Origin of the sequence: Anabaena sp. CCY 9613 (genome assembly GCF_963920895.1) — a bacterium.
Taxonomy (GTDB): Bacteria; Cyanobacteriota; Cyanobacteriia; order Cyanobacteriales; family Nostocaceae; genus Cyanocohniella.
Map to the genome: position 1 here is coordinate 319,096 of NZ_CAWUDE010000001.1, position 17,431 is coordinate 336,526.

16 protein-coding genes are annotated in these 17,431 nt (G+C 38.2%); 10 read left to right on the forward strand and 6 right to left on the reverse strand.

The window, feature by feature from the left end:
• Positions 1–391 precede the first annotated feature (391 nt).
• From ACM0OT_RS01350 to ACM0OT_RS01360, 3 genes are all read right to left on the reverse strand, one after another.
• Complete coding sequence (locus ACM0OT_RS01350; RefSeq protein WP_414562052.1) at positions 392–637, reverse strand: DUF4327 family protein; 246 nt, start codon at positions 635–637, stop codon at positions 392–394.
• 794 nt (positions 638–1,431) lie between these two features.
• Positions 1,432–1,848: a 30S ribosome-binding factor RbfA gene (rbfA, locus tag ACM0OT_RS01355; RefSeq protein WP_414562053.1), complete on the reverse strand. Its 417-nt coding sequence runs from the start codon at positions 1,846–1,848 to the stop codon at positions 1,432–1,434.
• Positions 1,849–1,954: 106 nt separating this feature from the next.
• Complete coding sequence (locus ACM0OT_RS01360) at positions 1,955–2,161, reverse strand: DUF751 family protein (protein ID WP_414542798.1); 207 nt, start codon at positions 2,159–2,161, stop codon at positions 1,955–1,957.
• 156 nt (positions 2,162–2,317) lie between these two features.
• Between ACM0OT_RS01360 and ACM0OT_RS01365 the strand changes: the two genes are divergently transcribed.
• Positions 2,318–3,151, forward strand: a complete 834-nt coding sequence (locus ACM0OT_RS01365; RefSeq protein ID WP_414562054.1) for a DNA adenine methylase — start codon at positions 2,318–2,320, stop codon at positions 3,149–3,151.
• Between the two features lie 10 nt (positions 3,152–3,161).
• Here the strand turns inward: ACM0OT_RS01365 and ACM0OT_RS01370 are convergent, their stop codons facing one another.
• The 3 genes from ACM0OT_RS01370 to ACM0OT_RS01380 form a co-directional block, all read right to left on the reverse strand.
• Complete coding sequence (locus tag ACM0OT_RS01370) at positions 3,162–3,638, reverse strand: PD-(D/E)XK nuclease superfamily protein (protein WP_414562056.1); 477 nt, start codon at positions 3,636–3,638, stop codon at positions 3,162–3,164.
• 368 nt (positions 3,639–4,006) lie between these two features.
• Entirely contained in the window at positions 4,007–5,227 is a 1,221-nt protein-coding gene (locus ACM0OT_RS01375) for a HetZ-related protein (RefSeq protein WP_414562058.1), read from the reverse strand.
• A 369-nt stretch (positions 5,228–5,596) separates the two neighbouring features.
• The gene (locus ACM0OT_RS01380) at positions 5,597–6,247 is read right to left on the reverse strand and encodes an L-threonylcarbamoyladenylate synthase (RefSeq protein ID WP_414562242.1); all 651 of its coding nucleotides are present in this window, start codon (positions 6,245–6,247) and stop codon (positions 5,597–5,599) included.
• 154 nt (positions 6,248–6,401) lie between these two features.
• Here ACM0OT_RS01380 and larC point away from each other — a divergent pair, with 154 nt between their 5' ends.
• The 9 genes from larC (at position 6,402) to ACM0OT_RS01425 (ending at position 17,425) form a co-directional block, all read left to right on the forward strand.
• Positions 6,402–7,682 (forward strand): nickel pincer cofactor biosynthesis protein LarC, encoded by a 1,281-nt coding sequence (larC, locus tag ACM0OT_RS01385; RefSeq protein ID WP_414562060.1) that lies wholly within the window; start codon positions 6,402–6,404, stop codon positions 7,680–7,682.
• A gap of 271 nt (positions 7,683–7,953) precedes the next feature.
• On the forward strand, positions 7,954–8,115 hold the full coding sequence (locus ACM0OT_RS01390) for a hypothetical protein (protein ID WP_414562258.1): 162 nt from the start codon (positions 7,954–7,956) through the stop codon (positions 8,113–8,115).
• Between the two features lie 363 nt (positions 8,116–8,478).
• Positions 8,479–10,176, forward strand: coding sequence for an NAD(P)-binding domain-containing protein (locus ACM0OT_RS01395; RefSeq protein ID WP_414562062.1), 1,698 nt, complete (start codon positions 8,479–8,481; stop codon positions 10,174–10,176).
• Between the two features lie 45 nt (positions 10,177–10,221).
• A complete protein-coding gene (locus tag ACM0OT_RS01400; RefSeq protein ID WP_414562064.1) occupies positions 10,222–11,097 on the forward strand; it encodes an amidohydrolase family protein in 876 nt (291 codons plus the stop codon).
• Positions 11,098–11,137: 40 nt separating this feature from the next.
• Positions 11,138–12,481 carry a coproporphyrinogen-III oxidase family protein gene (locus ACM0OT_RS01405; RefSeq protein WP_414562065.1) on the forward strand — a complete coding sequence of 448 codons (1,344 nt, stop codon included), beginning with the start codon at positions 11,138–11,140 and terminating at the stop codon, positions 12,479–12,481.
• A gap of 100 nt (positions 12,482–12,581) precedes the next feature.
• Positions 12,582–13,865, forward strand: a complete 1,284-nt coding sequence (locus ACM0OT_RS01410; protein ID WP_414562067.1) for an ATP-grasp domain-containing protein — start codon at positions 12,582–12,584, stop codon at positions 13,863–13,865.
• Positions 13,866–13,887: 22 nt separating this feature from the next.
• Entirely contained in the window at positions 13,888–15,330 is a 1,443-nt protein-coding gene (locus ACM0OT_RS01415; protein WP_414562069.1) for a pyridoxal phosphate-dependent decarboxylase family protein, read from the forward strand.
• Positions 15,331–15,394: 64 nt separating this feature from the next.
• Complete coding sequence (locus ACM0OT_RS01420; RefSeq protein WP_414562071.1) at positions 15,395–16,408, forward strand: methyltransferase; 1,014 nt, start codon at positions 15,395–15,397, stop codon at positions 16,406–16,408.
• A gap of 57 nt (positions 16,409–16,465) precedes the next feature.
• Positions 16,466–17,425 carry a PEP-CTERM sorting domain-containing protein gene (locus ACM0OT_RS01425; protein ID WP_414562072.1) on the forward strand — a complete coding sequence of 320 codons (960 nt, stop codon included), beginning with the start codon at positions 16,466–16,468 and terminating at the stop codon, positions 17,423–17,425.
• Positions 17,426–17,431 lie beyond the last annotated feature (6 nt).

Sequence of the window (17,431 nt, forward strand, 5' to 3'; positions counted from 1 at the left end):
GATCAGAAATTTAGTAATTTATGATACGTTGCTTTGACACAGGTAAATGTCAGTATTGTTTACGTGTGAAACAAGTCTCAAGGAAATACTATCTGAAAAACTACCGAGGCAGTTGAACATGTTCAGTTGCCTCGGTCAGTTAATCTACATTAGATAGTGAAGTTATGGCTACAGATTGAGATCATAACTTGTCTCTATGTAATATTGAATTGAAAAATGTATAATTTGAGACTTTAAAGCTTTTGCATTAATGAAAAATCTGACAATTCTGGATCGGGAAATAGGTATTAACACCAAAGATCATCCATCAAATTAGGCATACTATTGTTAGTTGTCAAATCTAGACATCCATAAATAAACTCCCAATCCAAAATCTAAAATCACATCCTGATTAATCGTTATCCCATTGTTCACGACCAATCAGATCGCCAATGCGATCGCGTAATAAGAAGTCACATTTTTCTAACTCACATTCAACGCAAACCCACTCTCTCGCGGGGATGTATTGGCAGAGTGTATATATTGGCTGTTGTCGGCTAACCATCCCTTTTTGCACCAGTCGGCGTGCTTCGTCTTGGATGATATCCAACGAATAGTAAGAGTAGTAGTTGATAGAAGGCACCGTATTGACACTCATGGTTGTTACTCACAAATTTACACGTAGATAGTATTCCCATTAATTACGGGGAACAAACATAGCAGGGATGAGACTTGTGGCTAGGGTTTTGTAGTTTGCTATACGGAACTGATTTCATTTTGACGCTATACACCTTCAAATTATCTAAAGAAATGTTAAGTTTGTCAATCTTTCCTGACATTATCGACAATTGCATCTAATTATCAAATTCTATGGTAATTAACTTTGATTGTCGGCATAATTGTGTGGACAAGAATATTTCATGATCAAATATTTCAGAATTTTTAGAATGACAATCGGTATAAACTATGGCAAAACATCAGGGCTAAGTTACACTACGAAAACCTCTAAAGTGATATCTGTTAATCTTTTCTTAAAAAATTAGACTATATTTTTGGTGAATTACAGCACTGTGGATCAATCTCATACTCCGGGTAAACACCTGAGACAGAATAGAATCCTTTGGCTCTATGCTCAGATTAGCAGTAGTTTAGGCAAGGAACGTGCCAATTTGAGTCAAACAATTTGAGATTTTAGATTGACCCCACAGACAAACCTAGTACGCTAGGATTTCTGACTTCACGGCGGTACTCAAGATTGTACTAATGAAGAATTATGGGTTTTAGGTTTGTGAACTTTTTGACAGAATATTCCTATTGATGTCGTACTGTTTTAGTCCCTAGCCCCTTCTCCCATACTCATATTAAAACAGACGTGATTAGCTCGCGTCTGTAAACTGCTTGGCGAATTCTCTGGAATTGAATTGTTCTAAAGTTACATTGTTACAGGGTTACTTATTGGGCAGTTTCATCATCTTCATCGCTAGTATTATCTGCTACTGCCATATTTGCAGGCGATCGCTCATCCTGGAGTTTGTTCAATAGTGTCAGCACTTTAGTACCGCGTTCTAAAGAATCGTCTTCAATAAAAATTACTTCTGGTGTCCGACGTAATCTCACCCGCGAACCAAGTCCACTACGCACAAAACCTGTGGCGGACTTCAATCCTGCCATTGTTTCGGTTTTAGCTTCCTCTGTACCGTAAATACTGACGTAGATTTTGGCATGTTGCAGGTCACCAGACACATCTACATATGTAACACTGACCATTCCTGCACCCACACGATCATCTTTAATACCGTGGAGTAGCATTTGGCTAACTTCCCGTTTAATTAATTCAGCAACCCGGGAAATGCGGCGATTTGTAGCCATAAAATTCTGCCTCCTCACAGAGGTTGTAGGACATAAACAAAGATATATGACGCACACAGCGCCCGTAGCCACTGTCTGTGGGTTAAGTACCCGACATAGCCCTAGTCTAAACTGCACCCAAGCCAAGCATTGCCCGTAGGGTGAGAGTTAAAAAGGTTAAGCTACCCACAAAAAACCCCAATAGAGCAATCAAGGTGACTGGGCGTTTTAACAGTGGCATTAATGGCTCAACCGTATTGAGTAACACCCCTAAGATGATAGTAACGAAGTAACGGGGGTAGCGAAAGATGTTATCCCAAAATCCGTCAAACATTTGAATATAGACTGCCTTGTTATAGACTTACGTTTACTTTAATATCTCCTCAATTGTAATCTATGCAGATACAAATTACTCAACTAATATAAAATATGGTTCGTTCGATATATTTGTTATATTTAGTAGCTGAGTTTGAGATCAACTGTGAAATAAATGGTAATTCAAGTCCCCAAAGCAACTTGCCCGCGTCCATTTTTGAAGTGGGCAGGGGGAAAAAGCAGGTTAATCCAACAATATATTCCTCATTTTCCCAGACATTATACAACTTATTATGAGCCATTTTTAGGTGGGGGAGCTATTTTTTTCTATCTCCAACCATCAGCGGCAATTTTAACTGATATTAATGCCGAATTAATTACTACTTATCGCTGTGTTCGGGATCATGTTGAGCAATTAATCTGTCTTCTGGAAGAACATAAAAATAAACATAGTCGAGAATATTATTATGATGTGAGAGCCTGTCCTGGAGGTACTGATTTAGAACAAGCTGCGCGGTTAATTTATTTGAATAAAACCTGCTTTAATGGTTTATATAGAGTCAACTCCCAAGGTAAATTTAACGTACCATTAGGCAAATATGTTAATCCCAATATTTGTCCTACAAGTTTGCTGCGAGCCGCTTCAGCAGCACTAGCGACATCCGAAATTACCCAGGCCGACTTTACTAATATTCTCGACTACGCCAAAAGCAGCGATGATTTTGTTTTTTTAGATCCACCATATCATCCCATCAGTAACACCAGTCATTTTACAAGTTACCATCGTAATTCATTCAGTGCCACAGACCAAGAACGCTTGCGAGATACTTGTGCAGAATTAGCCAGTCGTGGGGTAAAAATGATGATATGTAATTCTGATTGTGAATTAATCAGAAACTTGTATGCAGAAATTGATTTTAAAATTCACCCTATAGTCGCTTCGCGCTCCATTAATTGTAATACCAAAAAGCGAGGAATGATTTATGAATTGTTAATTACGTCATATTAATAAAAAAAAATTAAAAATGCTTATTTGCCCAAGCAATAAATCTATCTAATGTATATACTTCTAATAAATTTTTATTATATTTAACTTGTTGTCTGAGCCATTTAATCGCACCTTCTCTCATACCTTCACCGCCAATAACGATGATAGTGGGTGCAGGGTAAGAGTTCTGAATATTCAAATTTAAATAAGGAAATTTTTCATCAACTGAACCACCACTTTCTTGCCATTTACATTCGATAATTACCCCTGATGGTATTAGTGGTAACCCAACAAGATAAAAATCTACTTTCAAGGTAGTTTGATAAATGCCGCTACCAATACAAACTTGTTTGGCATAGCGTTTTGCTAATAAATTCGCATTTAATAAAAAATCTTTGCTGACATGATTTCCCACTTGAAAATAACCATGTGCATTTAATATAGTTTCTACATTACTTTCTAAAATTCTACCTGCTTGATTCGCCCGCCCACCTTGAGTCAGAGCCATTTTTAACCCTTTGCCAAAAGTCCCACTTATTCTAGGATTCCACGGAAGTGGCAACAAATGGTCAGTTGCTTTAGATGAATTTTTAATTAGTAATTTGTCATGGGCTATGAACTGATGTGCTGTCAGCCTTTCATTGCTTTGGTATGGGTGGTTGATTGACCACAAATTTACAAGGTTAGTTGGTAAAGCCGAGGCAATTAATGGTACTTTTGTACTGCAAAAATTTCAGTTTTACCAGTTAGGAAATTTATAAATAAGTTAAACTCTTGGTGCTTTCCTGATTTTTATCTTTTAAATGATCATAAATGTACAAAAGTACTAAAGGTAGTTTTTTGTAGTCGCGGATTCAGGAAATTTGTTGGTTATCTTTAGCCTGCTTGAACATCCGTGTGACCATTACGGATAGCCCAGGCTATTTCTAGCATTTGAGTCCAGCGCTTTTGGAGTTGTTTGGGGGTACATTTGATGATTTTAGCGATCGCCTGATCACCTTGCTGGTTAATTTTCAATTGCAAGATTTGCTGCTGTTCTGGAGACAGTACCTGCACAAAGGTTTCCCATTGCTGGGAGGTTAACCCCAATTTTTGCTCTAAACTAGCACCTAACCATTGATGTACTAATTGCCAATGGTGATTTTTAGCGAATTTTTCCACATGATATTTAAACCGCTGTTGCAGATAATCGCGTTGACGGCTAGTTAAACCGAGAATTTGGTCAATTTCTGGCGCTGAGAGGTCTTGCAGTTTCAACGTGAGGTAATCTACACAGTCAGATTGACCTTGAGCTTCCAAGTAGTTTACCAATTCCGCAATCACGCGATCGCGCTCCGACTCTTCTGAGGGGTCGAAGTTCGTTTGGGCAACCATTTGTGATCTAATTTGCTGCACCGCCGAGTTACGCTGGTAAGATTCTGCTTCTTCACTCTTGGCAGATTCCACAGCCATTTCAATATCTACAGTAGTTTCTTGGGGCTGACGGCGGGCAAAACCTTGGGCCCGTAAGATAATTAGTTGCTGATTATTCCCACCAGGTAAATTAATCCGGCGCTTGGCATACTGTTCTGTAAAGGCGATGTATTCGGCTAATTGCAACTTAGTCCGTGGCTGGTAATCTGTTGATAGTTCGTTTTCCCGCCGGAAAGCTTTAATAGCTTCGATATAAAATGCTTGGAGAAAATCCTCAATTAAATTATAACGGGCATCAAAACCCAAATCTGAGCCAGAAAGTGTAATATGACGGTAAACCATAGCACCTAAAGTACTATGTAATTCTACTCTGCCGCGCCGAGAACCCAATTGATAGTAATGCAGGCACTTTTGTAGGCGATGTCTAGCCAAACTGACTTGCCATGACTGGACTTGCCCAGATTCTTGAATGCGAGAGCTTTTTTCACAAATGCGTTTGACTTCTGTAGCTATGCGCTGTGCTACGGATTGCACACACTCAGATGCCGCTTTGACTTGAGCTTGCATTTCCTGAGAAAGCAGTTGTATCAAAGTCTGATTATTTTCTGCGGGTATTTCCTCAGGTGAAACATGGCAGAAAAAATTGGCGCTAGAGGTTGGTAGATTTGCAAGATTGGCTTTCATGAATATTCCTGGGTGTGGTATCGCACCTTAACTACAACGCAGATACAGCAACTCAAGCCAGTCTTGGCTGGAGAAATATTGATTATTCATCCATCAAAACCCATTGCAAGTACTGCTCATATATAAGACTGTAGGCAATTTAAAAAGTTACAGGGAAACTAGTGTGTCGCTTTTTGTACAAGCAACCACGTCGAGTATGGCACATAGATATCTGCCACGCCGTAAAAGTGGTTACAACCATTGCTGTAGCGACTTTGTTCACTGTCCTGTTATATCCACTCCCAGATGATGTAAGTATGACGATCGTAAAACTGGAGTTTTTTATAACTATTTTGCGAAACTGGATCAGCAACCCGTGAAGTTAAATAACTATACCCACGCTGCTGCGGCTTCCCAACCTAAACCCCTTCTTGTGATCATTGGTTCGTCTCCCGTCAGGTCTAAAATCGTAGACACCTCAGATGTTGGTTCCTCGCCAGTGTCTATAATTACATCTACTAAGTTATCCAAGCGGTCAAATAACTCCACCCGTGACAATCTAGGTTCAGAATTTATTTCTCCTTGTTCATCATCTGGTGGTAGATGTGCCGAAGTGGAAATAATCGGATTTTCTAAAGCTTCAAGCATTGCCAAGCAGACAGGATGATCTGGCACGCGAATCCCGGTAGTTTTGCGCTTGGGACTTTGTACTAGTCGTGGCACTAATTTGGTAGCAGGTAGTAGAAATGTGTAAGTTCCTGGTATTAAGCGCTTCATAATCCGATAAGCTGTATCACTGACAAAGGCATAAGTTGCCACATTTGATAATGAGGGACACAAAAACGTCAGTGGTTTATCATTTGCTAGCTGTTTAATTTGCCGCACTCTTTCTACTGCCGACTTGGCATTTAAATCACAACCGATGGCATAAACTGTGTCTGTAGGGTAGAGCATAACTGCGCCACTAGACAGCGCTGACTTTATTTCCTCTATTCGGCGGCTTTGAGGATTATCAGGATGGACAGCGAAAATTTTTGCCATAAAAGCTTCTGGGTGAAAGGGGTGAATTTGGCATCGCGGAAAAACTGTCATAGTTGCTATTTTCACAGTTAGGCGATCGCCTGGCGCAAATACGTAAAGATTTAGCTGACAATAATTGTGCAACCTCTAAAATAAAGCTGACTCATTTATATATATGATTAAAGTTGCTTATCTCCAATGTCCCACGGGCATTTCTGGCGACATGTGCCTGGGGGCGTTAGTTAGTCTGGGTGTTCCCGTAGAGTATTTAAGTGAAAAACTCAATCAGTTAGGAATTACCCACGAGTACAATTTAAGCGCCGAACTGGTGCAACACAATGGTCAACAGGCGATGAAAGTTCATGTGGATTTAGTACATGATCATCACCATGACGATCATCAACACAGTCACCATCACGGCCGCCATCTGCCAGAAATAGAACAAATGATTATCCAAGCCCAGTTGCCATCACGGGCAGAAGCTTGGAGTTTGGCTGTATTCCGACAGTTAGCTGTAGCCGAAGGGGCAGTACATGGCATTGAGCCAGAGAAAGTACACTTCCATGAAGTAGGTGCTGTAGATGCCATTGTGGATATCGTTGGCACTTGTCTGGGGTTGGATTGGTTGGGAATTGATAGTAATGAACAAGGATTACCCTTACTATACTGCTCGGCATTCCCCACAGGTGGCGGCACAGTGCGAGCTGCCCACGGACAAATGGCTGTACCAGTACCAGCAGTTTTGAAGTTATGGGAAATGCGGGGTTGTCCAGTTTATAGCAATGGTATTGACAGAGAACTAGTGACTCCCACAGGTGCGGCCATCGCCACCACCCTGGCTAGAGAATTTGGTTCGCCACCACCCATGACCATCAAGCATGTAGGATTGGGCGCAGGGACGCTCAATTTACCCATCCCTAATATATTACGCCTGTGGATGGGCGAAAGCACCGAATTGCAGTCTGATTTATCTAATTCTGGCGATACTAGTCCCAATTTAGAAACCATCACCGTATTAGAAACCCAAATTGATGACTTAAATCCCCAGGCGATCGGTTATGTGTTTGCAGCCTTGTTGGCTGCTGGTGCGTTGGATGTCTTTACTCAACCCATCGGGATGAAAAAGTCTCGTCCAGGGATTTTACTCACTGTTATTTGCTATCCCCAAAATTTACTCGATTGTCAAGCAATATTATTCCGCGAAACCACAACTTTGGGAATTAGGCGCACTACCCAACAGCGTGCCATCTTACAACGAGAAATTCAACCAGTAGAAATTGCCTATGGTCAAGTGCGGGTCAAAGTAGCATGGCAAGGACAATCAAACAATAAATGCATTGCTAATGTCCAGCCAGAATATGAAGATTGTGCAGAATTAGCTCGTAACCACAATATTCCCTGGCGCGAAATTCAACGGTTAGCGTTACAGAGTTGGTATGTGGCACATCAACACTAAGTAGGACGAAGTAAATAATTAAAGGTTTGTAGTGAGTTAGCGCGGTCCTGGGGAGCCAGTGCGGTCTTGGGGGTCTCCCCCATGAGCAACTGGCGTGGTTTCCCCCATGAGCGACTAACATACAGCCTTCGGCATCGGTCGGCATCACCCGTAGGGTGAGGACTTTAGTCCTCAAATAAGTGCTAGAGCCGAATGAGTGCGAAAGTCTCATGTACGGTTCTTAGGGAAGGAGAGAGCGGCGACGCTCGAACCTTAACCAACAACCCAATACTTGGGAGGATTCCAGGCTTCAGTAATCATTGATGTTCCTGCTGTTGAAGTACCTGAACTCACCGAGCAGGAGCAACGCGATCACCTGCATTTGGAACGTAAGGTTGAGAGGGCATTTTTTCAGGCTGGTAGGGCTTTGGCGGAATTACGCGTTCGTCTCTAACGTTGCCGCAAGCATCGCAGACTTTATCATTCCACCCATTATAATTAAATGTTATGAAAAAGTTATGAAAAGAAAAATATTAAAACCATAGGTAGTAATGTAAACAAATATTTTTATTTAATAGCAAATAAATATTTGTTTATAAATGCTGAAACCAAGACTGAGTAAGGATCAATAGGTATTAGATTAAAAAATTTAAATTTTTTTGCTTAACTACTATCGTAAATTTACTTATGCTGCTATTATTCCCCTTAATTGCTGTTCTGATGATTCGTAAAAATACAATTTATATTGAAGATTTAATTCAATTAAAGGGTGCAACTGTTCAATATCTTTCACCTTACTCACTTGATTTGAATCCTATTGAAAGTTGAAGCAGCTAATTTTATTTTTGATAAGATTACTGAACCAACAAAAGTACAACAAAGGGCTTTAGATTTGCTCGGTGTTTCATTGAGTAGCAATAAAAACTCTGGAGGAGTCATGCAGTTTTCCCACACACAAAACTTATTGGAATATATAGTAATAGGTTCTGGTCCTGCTGGATTACAAATGGGCTACTATCTAGAACAACAGCAACTTAGTTATTTAATTTTAGAAGCTAATGAAAAGCCCAGCAGCTTTTTTGAAAGTTTTCCTCGACACAGAAAGTTAATATCTATCAATAAAGTTTATACTGGCTATACTAATCCTGAAGTTAATCTCAGGTGGGATTGGAATTCTCTTTTAAGCCATAATCAAGGCCTTTTGCTGAAAAATTATAGTGAAAGGTATTTCCCATACGCAGATGATTTAGTTAAATATCTGGCAGACTTTGCTACTTCCTTTAAGCTTAAAATTAAATACGGTGTAAAAGTTACAAAAGTCTCGAAAAGAGACAATATATTTCAGGTAGTTGATTCTGAAGGCAATATTTACATTTGCCGTTATCTCATTATTGCAACAGGACTTTTTAAGCCTTACACTCCCCCCATACCAGGCATTGAAAATGCTGAGAACTATGTAGATGTTTCTATTCAGCCAGAAGATTTTAAAAATCAGCAAGTTTTAATTCTTGGTAAAGGAAACTCTGCCTTTGAAACAGCTGATAACTTAGTTGAGACTGCTGCTAAAATTCATGTTGCTAGCCCTAATCCTTTAAAGATGGCATGGCAAACACACTATGTAGGACATCTACGAGCAGTAAATAATAATATTTTAGATACCTACCATTTGAAATCTCAGAATGCCATTTTAGATGCCACCATTTTGGATATCAAACGCCAAAATGATAAGTTCATTGTAACTGTTAAGTATTCTCATGCTTGTAATGAAGTTGAACAACTAACTTATGATCGCGTGATTGTTTGTACTGGGTTTAAATTTGATGCTTCTATCTTTGATGAAACTTGTCAACCAAAGCTAGCGATTAACGAAAGATTTCCTCAACAAACTAGTGAATGGGAATCAAGTAATGTCAAAGATATGTATTTTATTGGAACGCTAATGCAAATGCGTGATTATAAGAAGCATATGTCTGGCTTTATTCATGGCTTCCGTTATAATATTCATGCATTGAGCAAAATTTTAGCTCATAAGTACCATCAAGAAAAATTGCCTTATCAAGAAATAGATATTAGCCCAGAAAACCTTACAGATTACATTATTCAGAGAATAAATATTTCTTCGGCATTGTGGCAGCAACCTGGGTTTTTATGTGATGCAATCGCACTGAACAAAAATGAACAATCAGCAAGATATTACCAAGATTTACCAGTAAACTATGTACAAGAAAGAATGATGGATTCTGCCGATGAATATCTCTTGATAACTTTAGAATATGGTGCAGAAAAAGCTGTCGATCCATTCAACATAGAACGTATTGCTCGTACTGATAAAGAACGAGCCGAACTCAGCCAATTCCTGCATCCAATTATTAGACACTACCGCAACTCACAGTTATTGCAAGAACACCACATCATTGAAGATTTAATCGGTGAATGGTTAGAGGAAGAACATATTATGCCATTACTGCAATTTTGTAAACAACAATTAAACTCCTTCAATCCACAATTAGTTTAGTTTAAATATCTTTTCTGTTAATAATCAATAGTAAGGAAATCAGCTATGAATATCATTGATTTTCATGTTCATGCCGGAGACTTTCACCTCTTACGTACCGACATTCAAGAATTGCTGACATATAGACCTATGGAACCAGATGTCAACATTCTAGAAGTATTTTCGCAAACTGATGCATTAGAAAATTACCTAGCAAGAAACGGAGTATACAAAGCCATTTTATTAGCTGAATGTGGTCCAGGTACAAACTATACAATTGATAGTGAATTGATTGCTAAATTTGCCAAAAATAAAGATATCTTCATTCCTTTTGGCAATATCAATCCTAATTATCATGATGTAAAAAAAGAATTTTGGAAAAGTATAAAACTTGGTGTTAAAGGGTTCAAATTTTATCCGGCTGATCACGCATTCAACGCACTCATAGATGATATGCAATATGTCTATAAAATGTGTGAATTGCTTGGCTTACCAATTTTGTTTCATACAGGTTTGACTGCTCAAAAAGATACAGAACAGAAATTTATTAACCCGCTTGAGTTTCAACCGCTAGCTGAACAATATCCAGAATTAGTCCTCATTTTAGCTCATGGCGGTAAGCCATATTGGTATGCAGAAGCCAGCTTTATGACACAGACTTTTCCTAATGTTTATATTGATACAGCTTTGTTAGATCCATTAGCTCTGAGTCATAACTTCCCTAAACTACAAAAGCTACAACATAAATTTGTATTTGGCTCTGACTGGCCAGTAGTTGGCAGCTATTCAGCATTAATAGAAAAATACAAACAGGCTGGTATTTCCCAAGAAATTATGTCTGCCATTTTTTATAAAAATGCAGCTAAAATTCTCAATAATGCTTTAGAAAAACAAAATCATACTATACCTGCTGCACTAGCAGAACTTGCTGTTTATTCATAGTTAATCAGTCACCACAATTCAGGAATTATTGGAGGCTTGAATGTACACTACTCTTTATCCCATGACCTATTACTTTTATCCATTGTTGGAGGAGAAAATAAACGAGTTAAATTTATATCAAGATTTCGTCTCCCTATGGAAACAGCCACAAACAGCTTCCAAAGAAAATCTGCTGTATATTCACATACCCTATTGCCATGATATGTGTCGATTTTGTCCATTCCACGTCAGAGTTGACAAAGGAGATGAAATTTATAATCGATATACAGAAGCACTATGTAAAGAAATGAGCTTAGTATCGCGTCTTGCTTATGTTCAAGACAAATCGTTTAAAGCTATCTACTTTGGTGGCGGTTCTCCATCAATTTTTTCTGTACAAAACTTGAAGCGAATTTTTGAGCAAATATTAAGTTGTTTTAATATTGCACCAAACGCAGAAATTTCTTTTGAAGGTGAGCCTAAAACTTTATCCGATCCCGCAAAATTGGATTTATTGAAAGAATACAATGTTAAAAGAATTAGTTTTGGGCTGCAAACTTATGATGAAAAAATTAGAGAATTATTTAACATTGCTGCAACATTGCAAGATGTAGATAATTGTATAAGACATGCTCGTGAGCGAAACTTTGAAGACATTAATGTCGATATGATGTATGACCTGCCGGGTCAAAATATTACTGCTTTAGAATATGATTTAGCACGTTTGCAAGAGCATGATTTTGATAGTATTGATTACTATAATCTTCACTATTTTGCTTTTCCGAAGAAGTTTAAAGCAGCTATGGCATCGGGAGAACTACCCCAAAAGCCGAGTCAAGAAATGCACTTTGCCCTAGCTCAACAATTGCGTTGGCGCATGAAAGAAATGGGGTATTATGATGTTGCCGATCAAATTTTTGCTAAAAAACCCAAAGTTTGTGAATATTTTAGATTACTTTGGGGTGGCGGTAGTGGTGAGTATTCAGCAGAGACTATTGGTTTGGGTGCTTCAGCACGAGGTTATATAGATGGTTATTCATACATGAATTTCGGCAATACCGAACAATATTTGCAAGCAGTAGAAGCTGGTAAATTGCCGTTTGAGAAATGTTCAAAGCGTTTAGAAACACTAGAAAATCGTGGTGCAGCTTTCCTAATCAAGTTTTTTGAAGTCTCTAAGTCCAAAGCCGATGCAATTAGCTCTATCCCGAAAAACGTTTGGGAGTTCTGGCTAAATAATGGGTTAATTTATGAAGATACAAATTCTTGGAAATTAAGTGAAATTGGCAAGTTATGGACTACTAATATGATGCTTGATACTTTTGAGTCTCATCAACGCGAACTTGCTATGACTGCACTAGGATTTGTGACTGATAGACCTGGAGTTCGCACAGGCAGTTTTTAACTAATGCTGGGGATAATTGATAGGTTGTCAATGGTAATTTGTCACTGCTATCAATCATCTCTTTATTGAAAATATCAATTTCTATAAGATAGAGGGATTTATGCAAGCAACCGACAAACGAGTTGGGATTATTCATGCTTATCCCAGTAAGTATTTAATTAATACCTTAAAAAAAGTTGGCTGCAAAATAGTATTATTTGTCCCTGATATATCGGGATTATCTTTAAATGATATAGAGGCAGCTATTGCAGTACCATTACACGATCAGGATACTGCGATCGCTAAAGTTTTAGCATATCACCAAGAAAAGCCCTTCGACGCTTTACTACCAATTTATGAAGGCGCAACGGCTATAACAGCAAAATTAGCCGCACATATAGGATTACGAGGTGCAAAAATTAGTGCAGCTCAAGCCAGCAGAAATAAATATTTTGCTTACACCTGCTGGTTTCAAAATAACATCCCCGTACCTATAACAGTACCAATTTACGATCCGCGCCAGGGCTGGCAAGACATTGAAGCCCACATTGGTTATCCTGCAATTATTAAACTAGCCGACTCAATGAATAGTCAAGGAGTCATCAAAGTTAATAGTCGCAATGAATATTTCAATGCAGTTGAACATCTTTTAGAGATGTTGCACAGACCCGTTGATTTGGATAGGCAAATAGACAGAAATCGTCTAGCTTATGGAGCTTCAGAAATTAAAGTCATTGCTCAACAATATTGTCCAGGTGCTGAAGTAGGAGTTGATTGCATAGTTGCAAATGAGAGTTATCAAATATTTGGTGTATTTGAAAAAGCTCCGGCTACAGGGCCATACTTTGCTGAGAGTATGTCTATCTCTCCAACTTCACTTACACCAGCGCAATTACAACAAGTTAGCCAAATAGCTGTAGATGCAGTCATGGCCTTAAGTTGTGACCAAACAACAGCAGCGCATGTGGAAATTCGCTTTACACAAGACGGGCCAAAAGTTTTAGAAGCTGGTCTACGTCCTGGAGGAGCCTACACAGTAGCAGCCGTAGAGTATATGACAGGGATTAATCCATATCTAGAACTGCTAAATGTTTTACTTGGCAATAATTTAAATAAGGTTATTCCTAATACCAAAGCAGTATTATACGGTGGCATTATTATTCCTAAAAGTGGTTATCTTAGACGGGTAAGCGGATTAGAAATTTTTGCTCAAATTACAGAACTTTTGGATGTCCAAGTTTTGAATGTTGTAGGAGATAGAGTATATTCTCTGCCAGAATCAGCCCAACCCCATTTTGCTTATTATTTAGTCGGTGGGGCTTCTAGAGATGAAGTTTTGCAAAAGCACAAATTAATTCAAGAAAGTATTCAGCTAGAAATTACAGATTTTGCACAAGTTGCTTAAAAATTTAGGAGATTATTTTTGCATGAATAAATCAGAAAAATTTGAGACAAATTTTCTTGTTGATGGGCAGAAAGCTTTAGAAGTATTACAACAAGCTTATACCAATCCCGAACAGTACAAAGTTTTAACAACTAATACTCAATTAAACCATAGATCACTACATCCCGAAAATTTGCCACAACAAGGATGTGAAGTTTCGCAGGTTCTAGAAGAAGCAATTCAAATGATTTTTAGTGGATACTGTAACGTCAGCCATCCACAATATTATGGCTACATTTCGCCTAAGCCTTTGCCTGTGAGTATAATTGGTGACTTACTTGCATCAGGATTAAATCAAACCCCCGGTGCGTGGCGTGCTGGCCCAGCAGCGACTGCTATTGAAGCAGAAACATTATCTTGGCTTGGTCAATTTATTGGTTATGAAAGTAATTTGGAAAAAGTACCCAATGGCATATTTACAAGTGGCGGTGCAATGGCTAATGCCACGGCACTAAAGCTAGCTCGTGATGTAATTTTAGGTAGAAAATGGCAAGATGAAGGTATCTTCGGAATTAAACATAAACCTATAGTTTATTTATCAGTAGAAGGTCACTTTTCTATAGGGAAAGCGTTAGATTTTCTTGGTTTTGGAAGAAATTGTTTACGGCTGATTCCAGTTGATGAAACAGGACGCATTGCTTTAGAAGCTTTGCAAGTTCAGATTCAAAAAGATATTAAGCACGGATATAAACCTTTTTGTTTAATTGGTACGGCAGGCACTAGTGCTACAGGTGCAGTTGATTCTTTAGATGCCTTAGCAAGAATAGCAAAAGATTATGATATGTGGTTTCATGTTGATGCCGCAGCTGGTGGTGTTTTTGCGAATTTGCCTGAGACTAGTAAATATTTTCAAGGTATTAACTTAGCTAATTCTGTGACTATAGACCCATGTAAGTGGCTATTTGTCCCTTTTGGTATGGGTTGTTTGTTAACTAAACAAGGCTCAGAGTTAGTTGAAAGTTTTCAAGATGGTAGCCATTATTGGCAAGAACTTGCAGAATTAGATTTATTTCAGATGGGACTGTCAGGAACTAGACAGTGGAGATCCCTAGGACTGTGGATGGCATTCAAACATCTTGGCAGTGATGGTTATAGGCAACTATTAAAAAATGCTTTGCAGGTAGCATTACATTTAGCTGATAGCGTGCTGCGTTTTGATTGCTTGGAATTATTACAAGTACCAACTTTACCTGTATGTTGCTTCCGAATTAAAAATTATCCTGGCAATTTACCACTGAATGAAATCAATAAACTTATTCAAAAAGCTATTACAGAAACAGGTAGCCATTATCCTACATTGTTGGATTGGAGAGGAAAGACTTATTTGCGAGTTTCTATTAATAACTTTAGTACCAATTTTGACCATGTAGATTCTTTGATTGAGGCTGTAATTAGTAAATTATTCAGGCTGGGGAAAGCTGCATAGTTCAATTTTCAATTTTGAGTCGTTATAAATTAATTTAATTAGTGTAATTTATTTTGAAAAAATTATGATTCCGTCAGAAATTCAGCAAGCTATGTATGGCTTTATGTCCAGTCATGTTCTTTTTGTTGGCGATGAGTTAGGTATATTTGATTTATTGGCTCAAGATAATTGGTATACCTCTGAAGAAATTGCTAAAAATACTGGTGTTCAAGCATTCTCTTTAGAAAGATTATTATTGGCATCTGTAGCTATAGGAATAGTTAAAAAACAAGTAGACAAATATCAAGTTTCTGAGCATATAAAACCCTTTTTAGCAAAAACCTCGCCAAACTACTGTGGAGGTGCATTCACGCATTTTAGAGAAATCTCTACTCAGAGTTTTAGATTTCTGAAAAATGCTGTGCAGGAAAATCAACCTCAATGGCAACAGTTTTTTGGGCAAGAAGGGAATTATTCACCTTTTACTGATTTATATAAATATCCAGAAGTTGTTGATAATTTTCTGTCAAGTATGTGGGGTTTAGGTTATCCTGCTGCTCAAGAATTAGTGAAAAAATATTCTTTCAATAAGCATAGTTGTTTGGTAGATGTTGGTGGGGGAAGTGGTTCATTTGCGATCGCAGCACTGGAACAATGCTTAACGCTTCATGCTATTGTGTTTGACTTGCCTAGCGTTCAGTCATATTTAGAAAGAAAACGATCACAATATCAGTTATATAAACGACTTAATTTTGTAGCAGGTGACTTTTTTAAAGATGATTTGCCTATAAGTGATTTGTATGTCCTTGGTTATATACTTTCTGATTGGAGTCGCCAAGATGGGACTTATTTATTAAATAAAATTTATGATTCTCTACCAAATGGAGGGACTATCATGATTTTAGAAAAGCTTTTTAATGAGGACAAAAATGGACCAATAGAAACAGCAATGATGAACTTGGCTATGTTATTAGAAACCAGGGGACAGCATTATTCAGGATCAGAGTATATATCTTGGTTGCAAGAAGTTGGTTTCTGTAATTGTAAGGTAATTCGCTCTTCAGGAGAAAAACATTTAGTAGTTGGTATCAAACCTTAAATGTATCTAAATGGTTTAAAAAACATCTGACATGTTTGTGACGAAAGGAAAATGATAATGTTTAAGCTCAATTTAGTGGCCTCAATTGCTGTATTTTCAATTGGGATAGTAACCTCAAATCAAGTTTTAGCTCAAAATATTAACGAGAGCAGCCAATCACAACCTTTTAGGAATATTCAGACAATTGCAACTGGATTACTTCAGCCTTACGGTATTGCTCTAGATGATAAAAATTTAGTTATCACTGTTAATGGTGAATTACTAAAAATTGATGAATCGGGTAATGTGGAAACTATAGCTACTTTAACGCCAGGTAGTCCGGCTGGGGTAATTACACTTGGTTCTGAATACATTGTTGTCAACAATCCAGATGCTTCCTTGATGCGAATTACGCGAGGTGGAAGTATTAATACAATCGCTACAAATTTGGATGATCCTGTAGGTGTAGCGGTGCAAGATAACGATTTTGTTGTAGGTAACTTCGGGTTAGGTAATGGTAGTTTGTTGCGGATAGGTGTGGACGGTACTGTCTCTAATATTGCGACAACAGGAGTTGGTGGACCGACTGAAATTTTTGTCAAAGATAATAATTTTTACATAACTGATTTTACTTTTGGTCGATTGTTGCAGGTATCTGCAACTGGTGAAATCACAGAGATTGCAACTGCTTTAGGACAACCGCTAGACATTGATTTTGATGGGAAAAATTTTATTATTACGGACTTTGCTAACGGGTTTGATGATCCTGGAAAAGGTCGTATCTTACGTGTGAGTCAGTCTGGAGAAGTGACTACTCTTGTGAGTGGAATTGGTAATCCATCAGGAATTGTTATCGAAGGGTCAAATCTTCTGTTTACCGATATTGTGGTTGGTAATGTCAGTCGAATTGAAGGATTATTTTCCTCTCAAAGCATTCCAGAACCTGCTTCTGGATTAGGATTATTGGGGTTAGGTGTTTTTGGAATAGGAACGCTAGCGCGACGCAAACTGCAACCATCAAAAACCATTCAACGCTGATAGTGG

What these genes read in the sequence shown, in the direction of transcription:
- ACM0OT_RS01410 (WP_414562067.1), top strand. Translation starts at nt 12,582, where the DNA reads ATGCAAGCAACCGACAAACGAGTTGGGATTATTCATGCTTATCCCAGT.
- larC (WP_414562060.1), top strand. Translation starts at nt 6,402, where the DNA reads ATGATTAAAGTTGCTTATCTCCAATGTCCCACGGGCATTTCTGGCGAC.
- ACM0OT_RS01415 (WP_414562069.1), top strand. Translation starts at nt 13,888, where the DNA reads ATGAATAAATCAGAAAAATTTGAGACAAATTTTCTTGTTGATGGGCAG.
- ACM0OT_RS01425 (WP_414562072.1), top strand. Translation starts at nt 16,466, where the DNA reads ATGTTTAAGCTCAATTTAGTGGCCTCAATTGCTGTATTTTCAATTGGG.
- ACM0OT_RS01400 (WP_414562064.1), top strand. Translation starts at nt 10,222, where the DNA reads ATGAATATCATTGATTTTCATGTTCATGCCGGAGACTTTCACCTCTTA.
- ACM0OT_RS01405 (WP_414562065.1), top strand. Translation starts at nt 11,138, where the DNA reads ATGTACACTACTCTTTATCCCATGACCTATTACTTTTATCCATTGTTG.
- ACM0OT_RS01420 (WP_414562071.1), top strand. Translation starts at nt 15,395, where the DNA reads ATGATTCCGTCAGAAATTCAGCAAGCTATGTATGGCTTTATGTCCAGT.
- ACM0OT_RS01380 (WP_414562242.1), bottom strand. Translation starts at nt 6,247, where the DNA reads ATGGCAAAAATTTTCGCTGTCCATCCTGATAATCCTCAAAGCCGCCGA.
- ACM0OT_RS01365 (WP_414562054.1), top strand. Translation starts at nt 2,318, where the DNA reads ATGGTAATTCAAGTCCCCAAAGCAACTTGCCCGCGTCCATTTTTGAAG.
- ACM0OT_RS01360 (WP_414542798.1), bottom strand. Translation starts at nt 2,161, where the DNA reads ATGTTTGACGGATTTTGGGATAACATCTTTCGCTACCCCCGTTACTTC.
- ACM0OT_RS01350 (WP_414562052.1), bottom strand. Translation starts at nt 637, where the DNA reads ATGAGTGTCAATACGGTGCCTTCTATCAACTACTACTCTTACTATTCG.
- ACM0OT_RS01370 (WP_414562056.1), bottom strand. Translation starts at nt 3,638, where the DNA reads ATGGCTCTGACTCAAGGTGGGCGGGCGAATCAAGCAGGTAGAATTTTA.
- rbfA (WP_414562053.1), bottom strand. Translation starts at nt 1,848, where the DNA reads ATGGCTACAAATCGCCGCATTTCCCGGGTTGCTGAATTAATTAAACGG.
- ACM0OT_RS01375 (WP_414562058.1), bottom strand. Translation starts at nt 5,227, where the DNA reads ATGAAAGCCAATCTTGCAAATCTACCAACCTCTAGCGCCAATTTTTTC.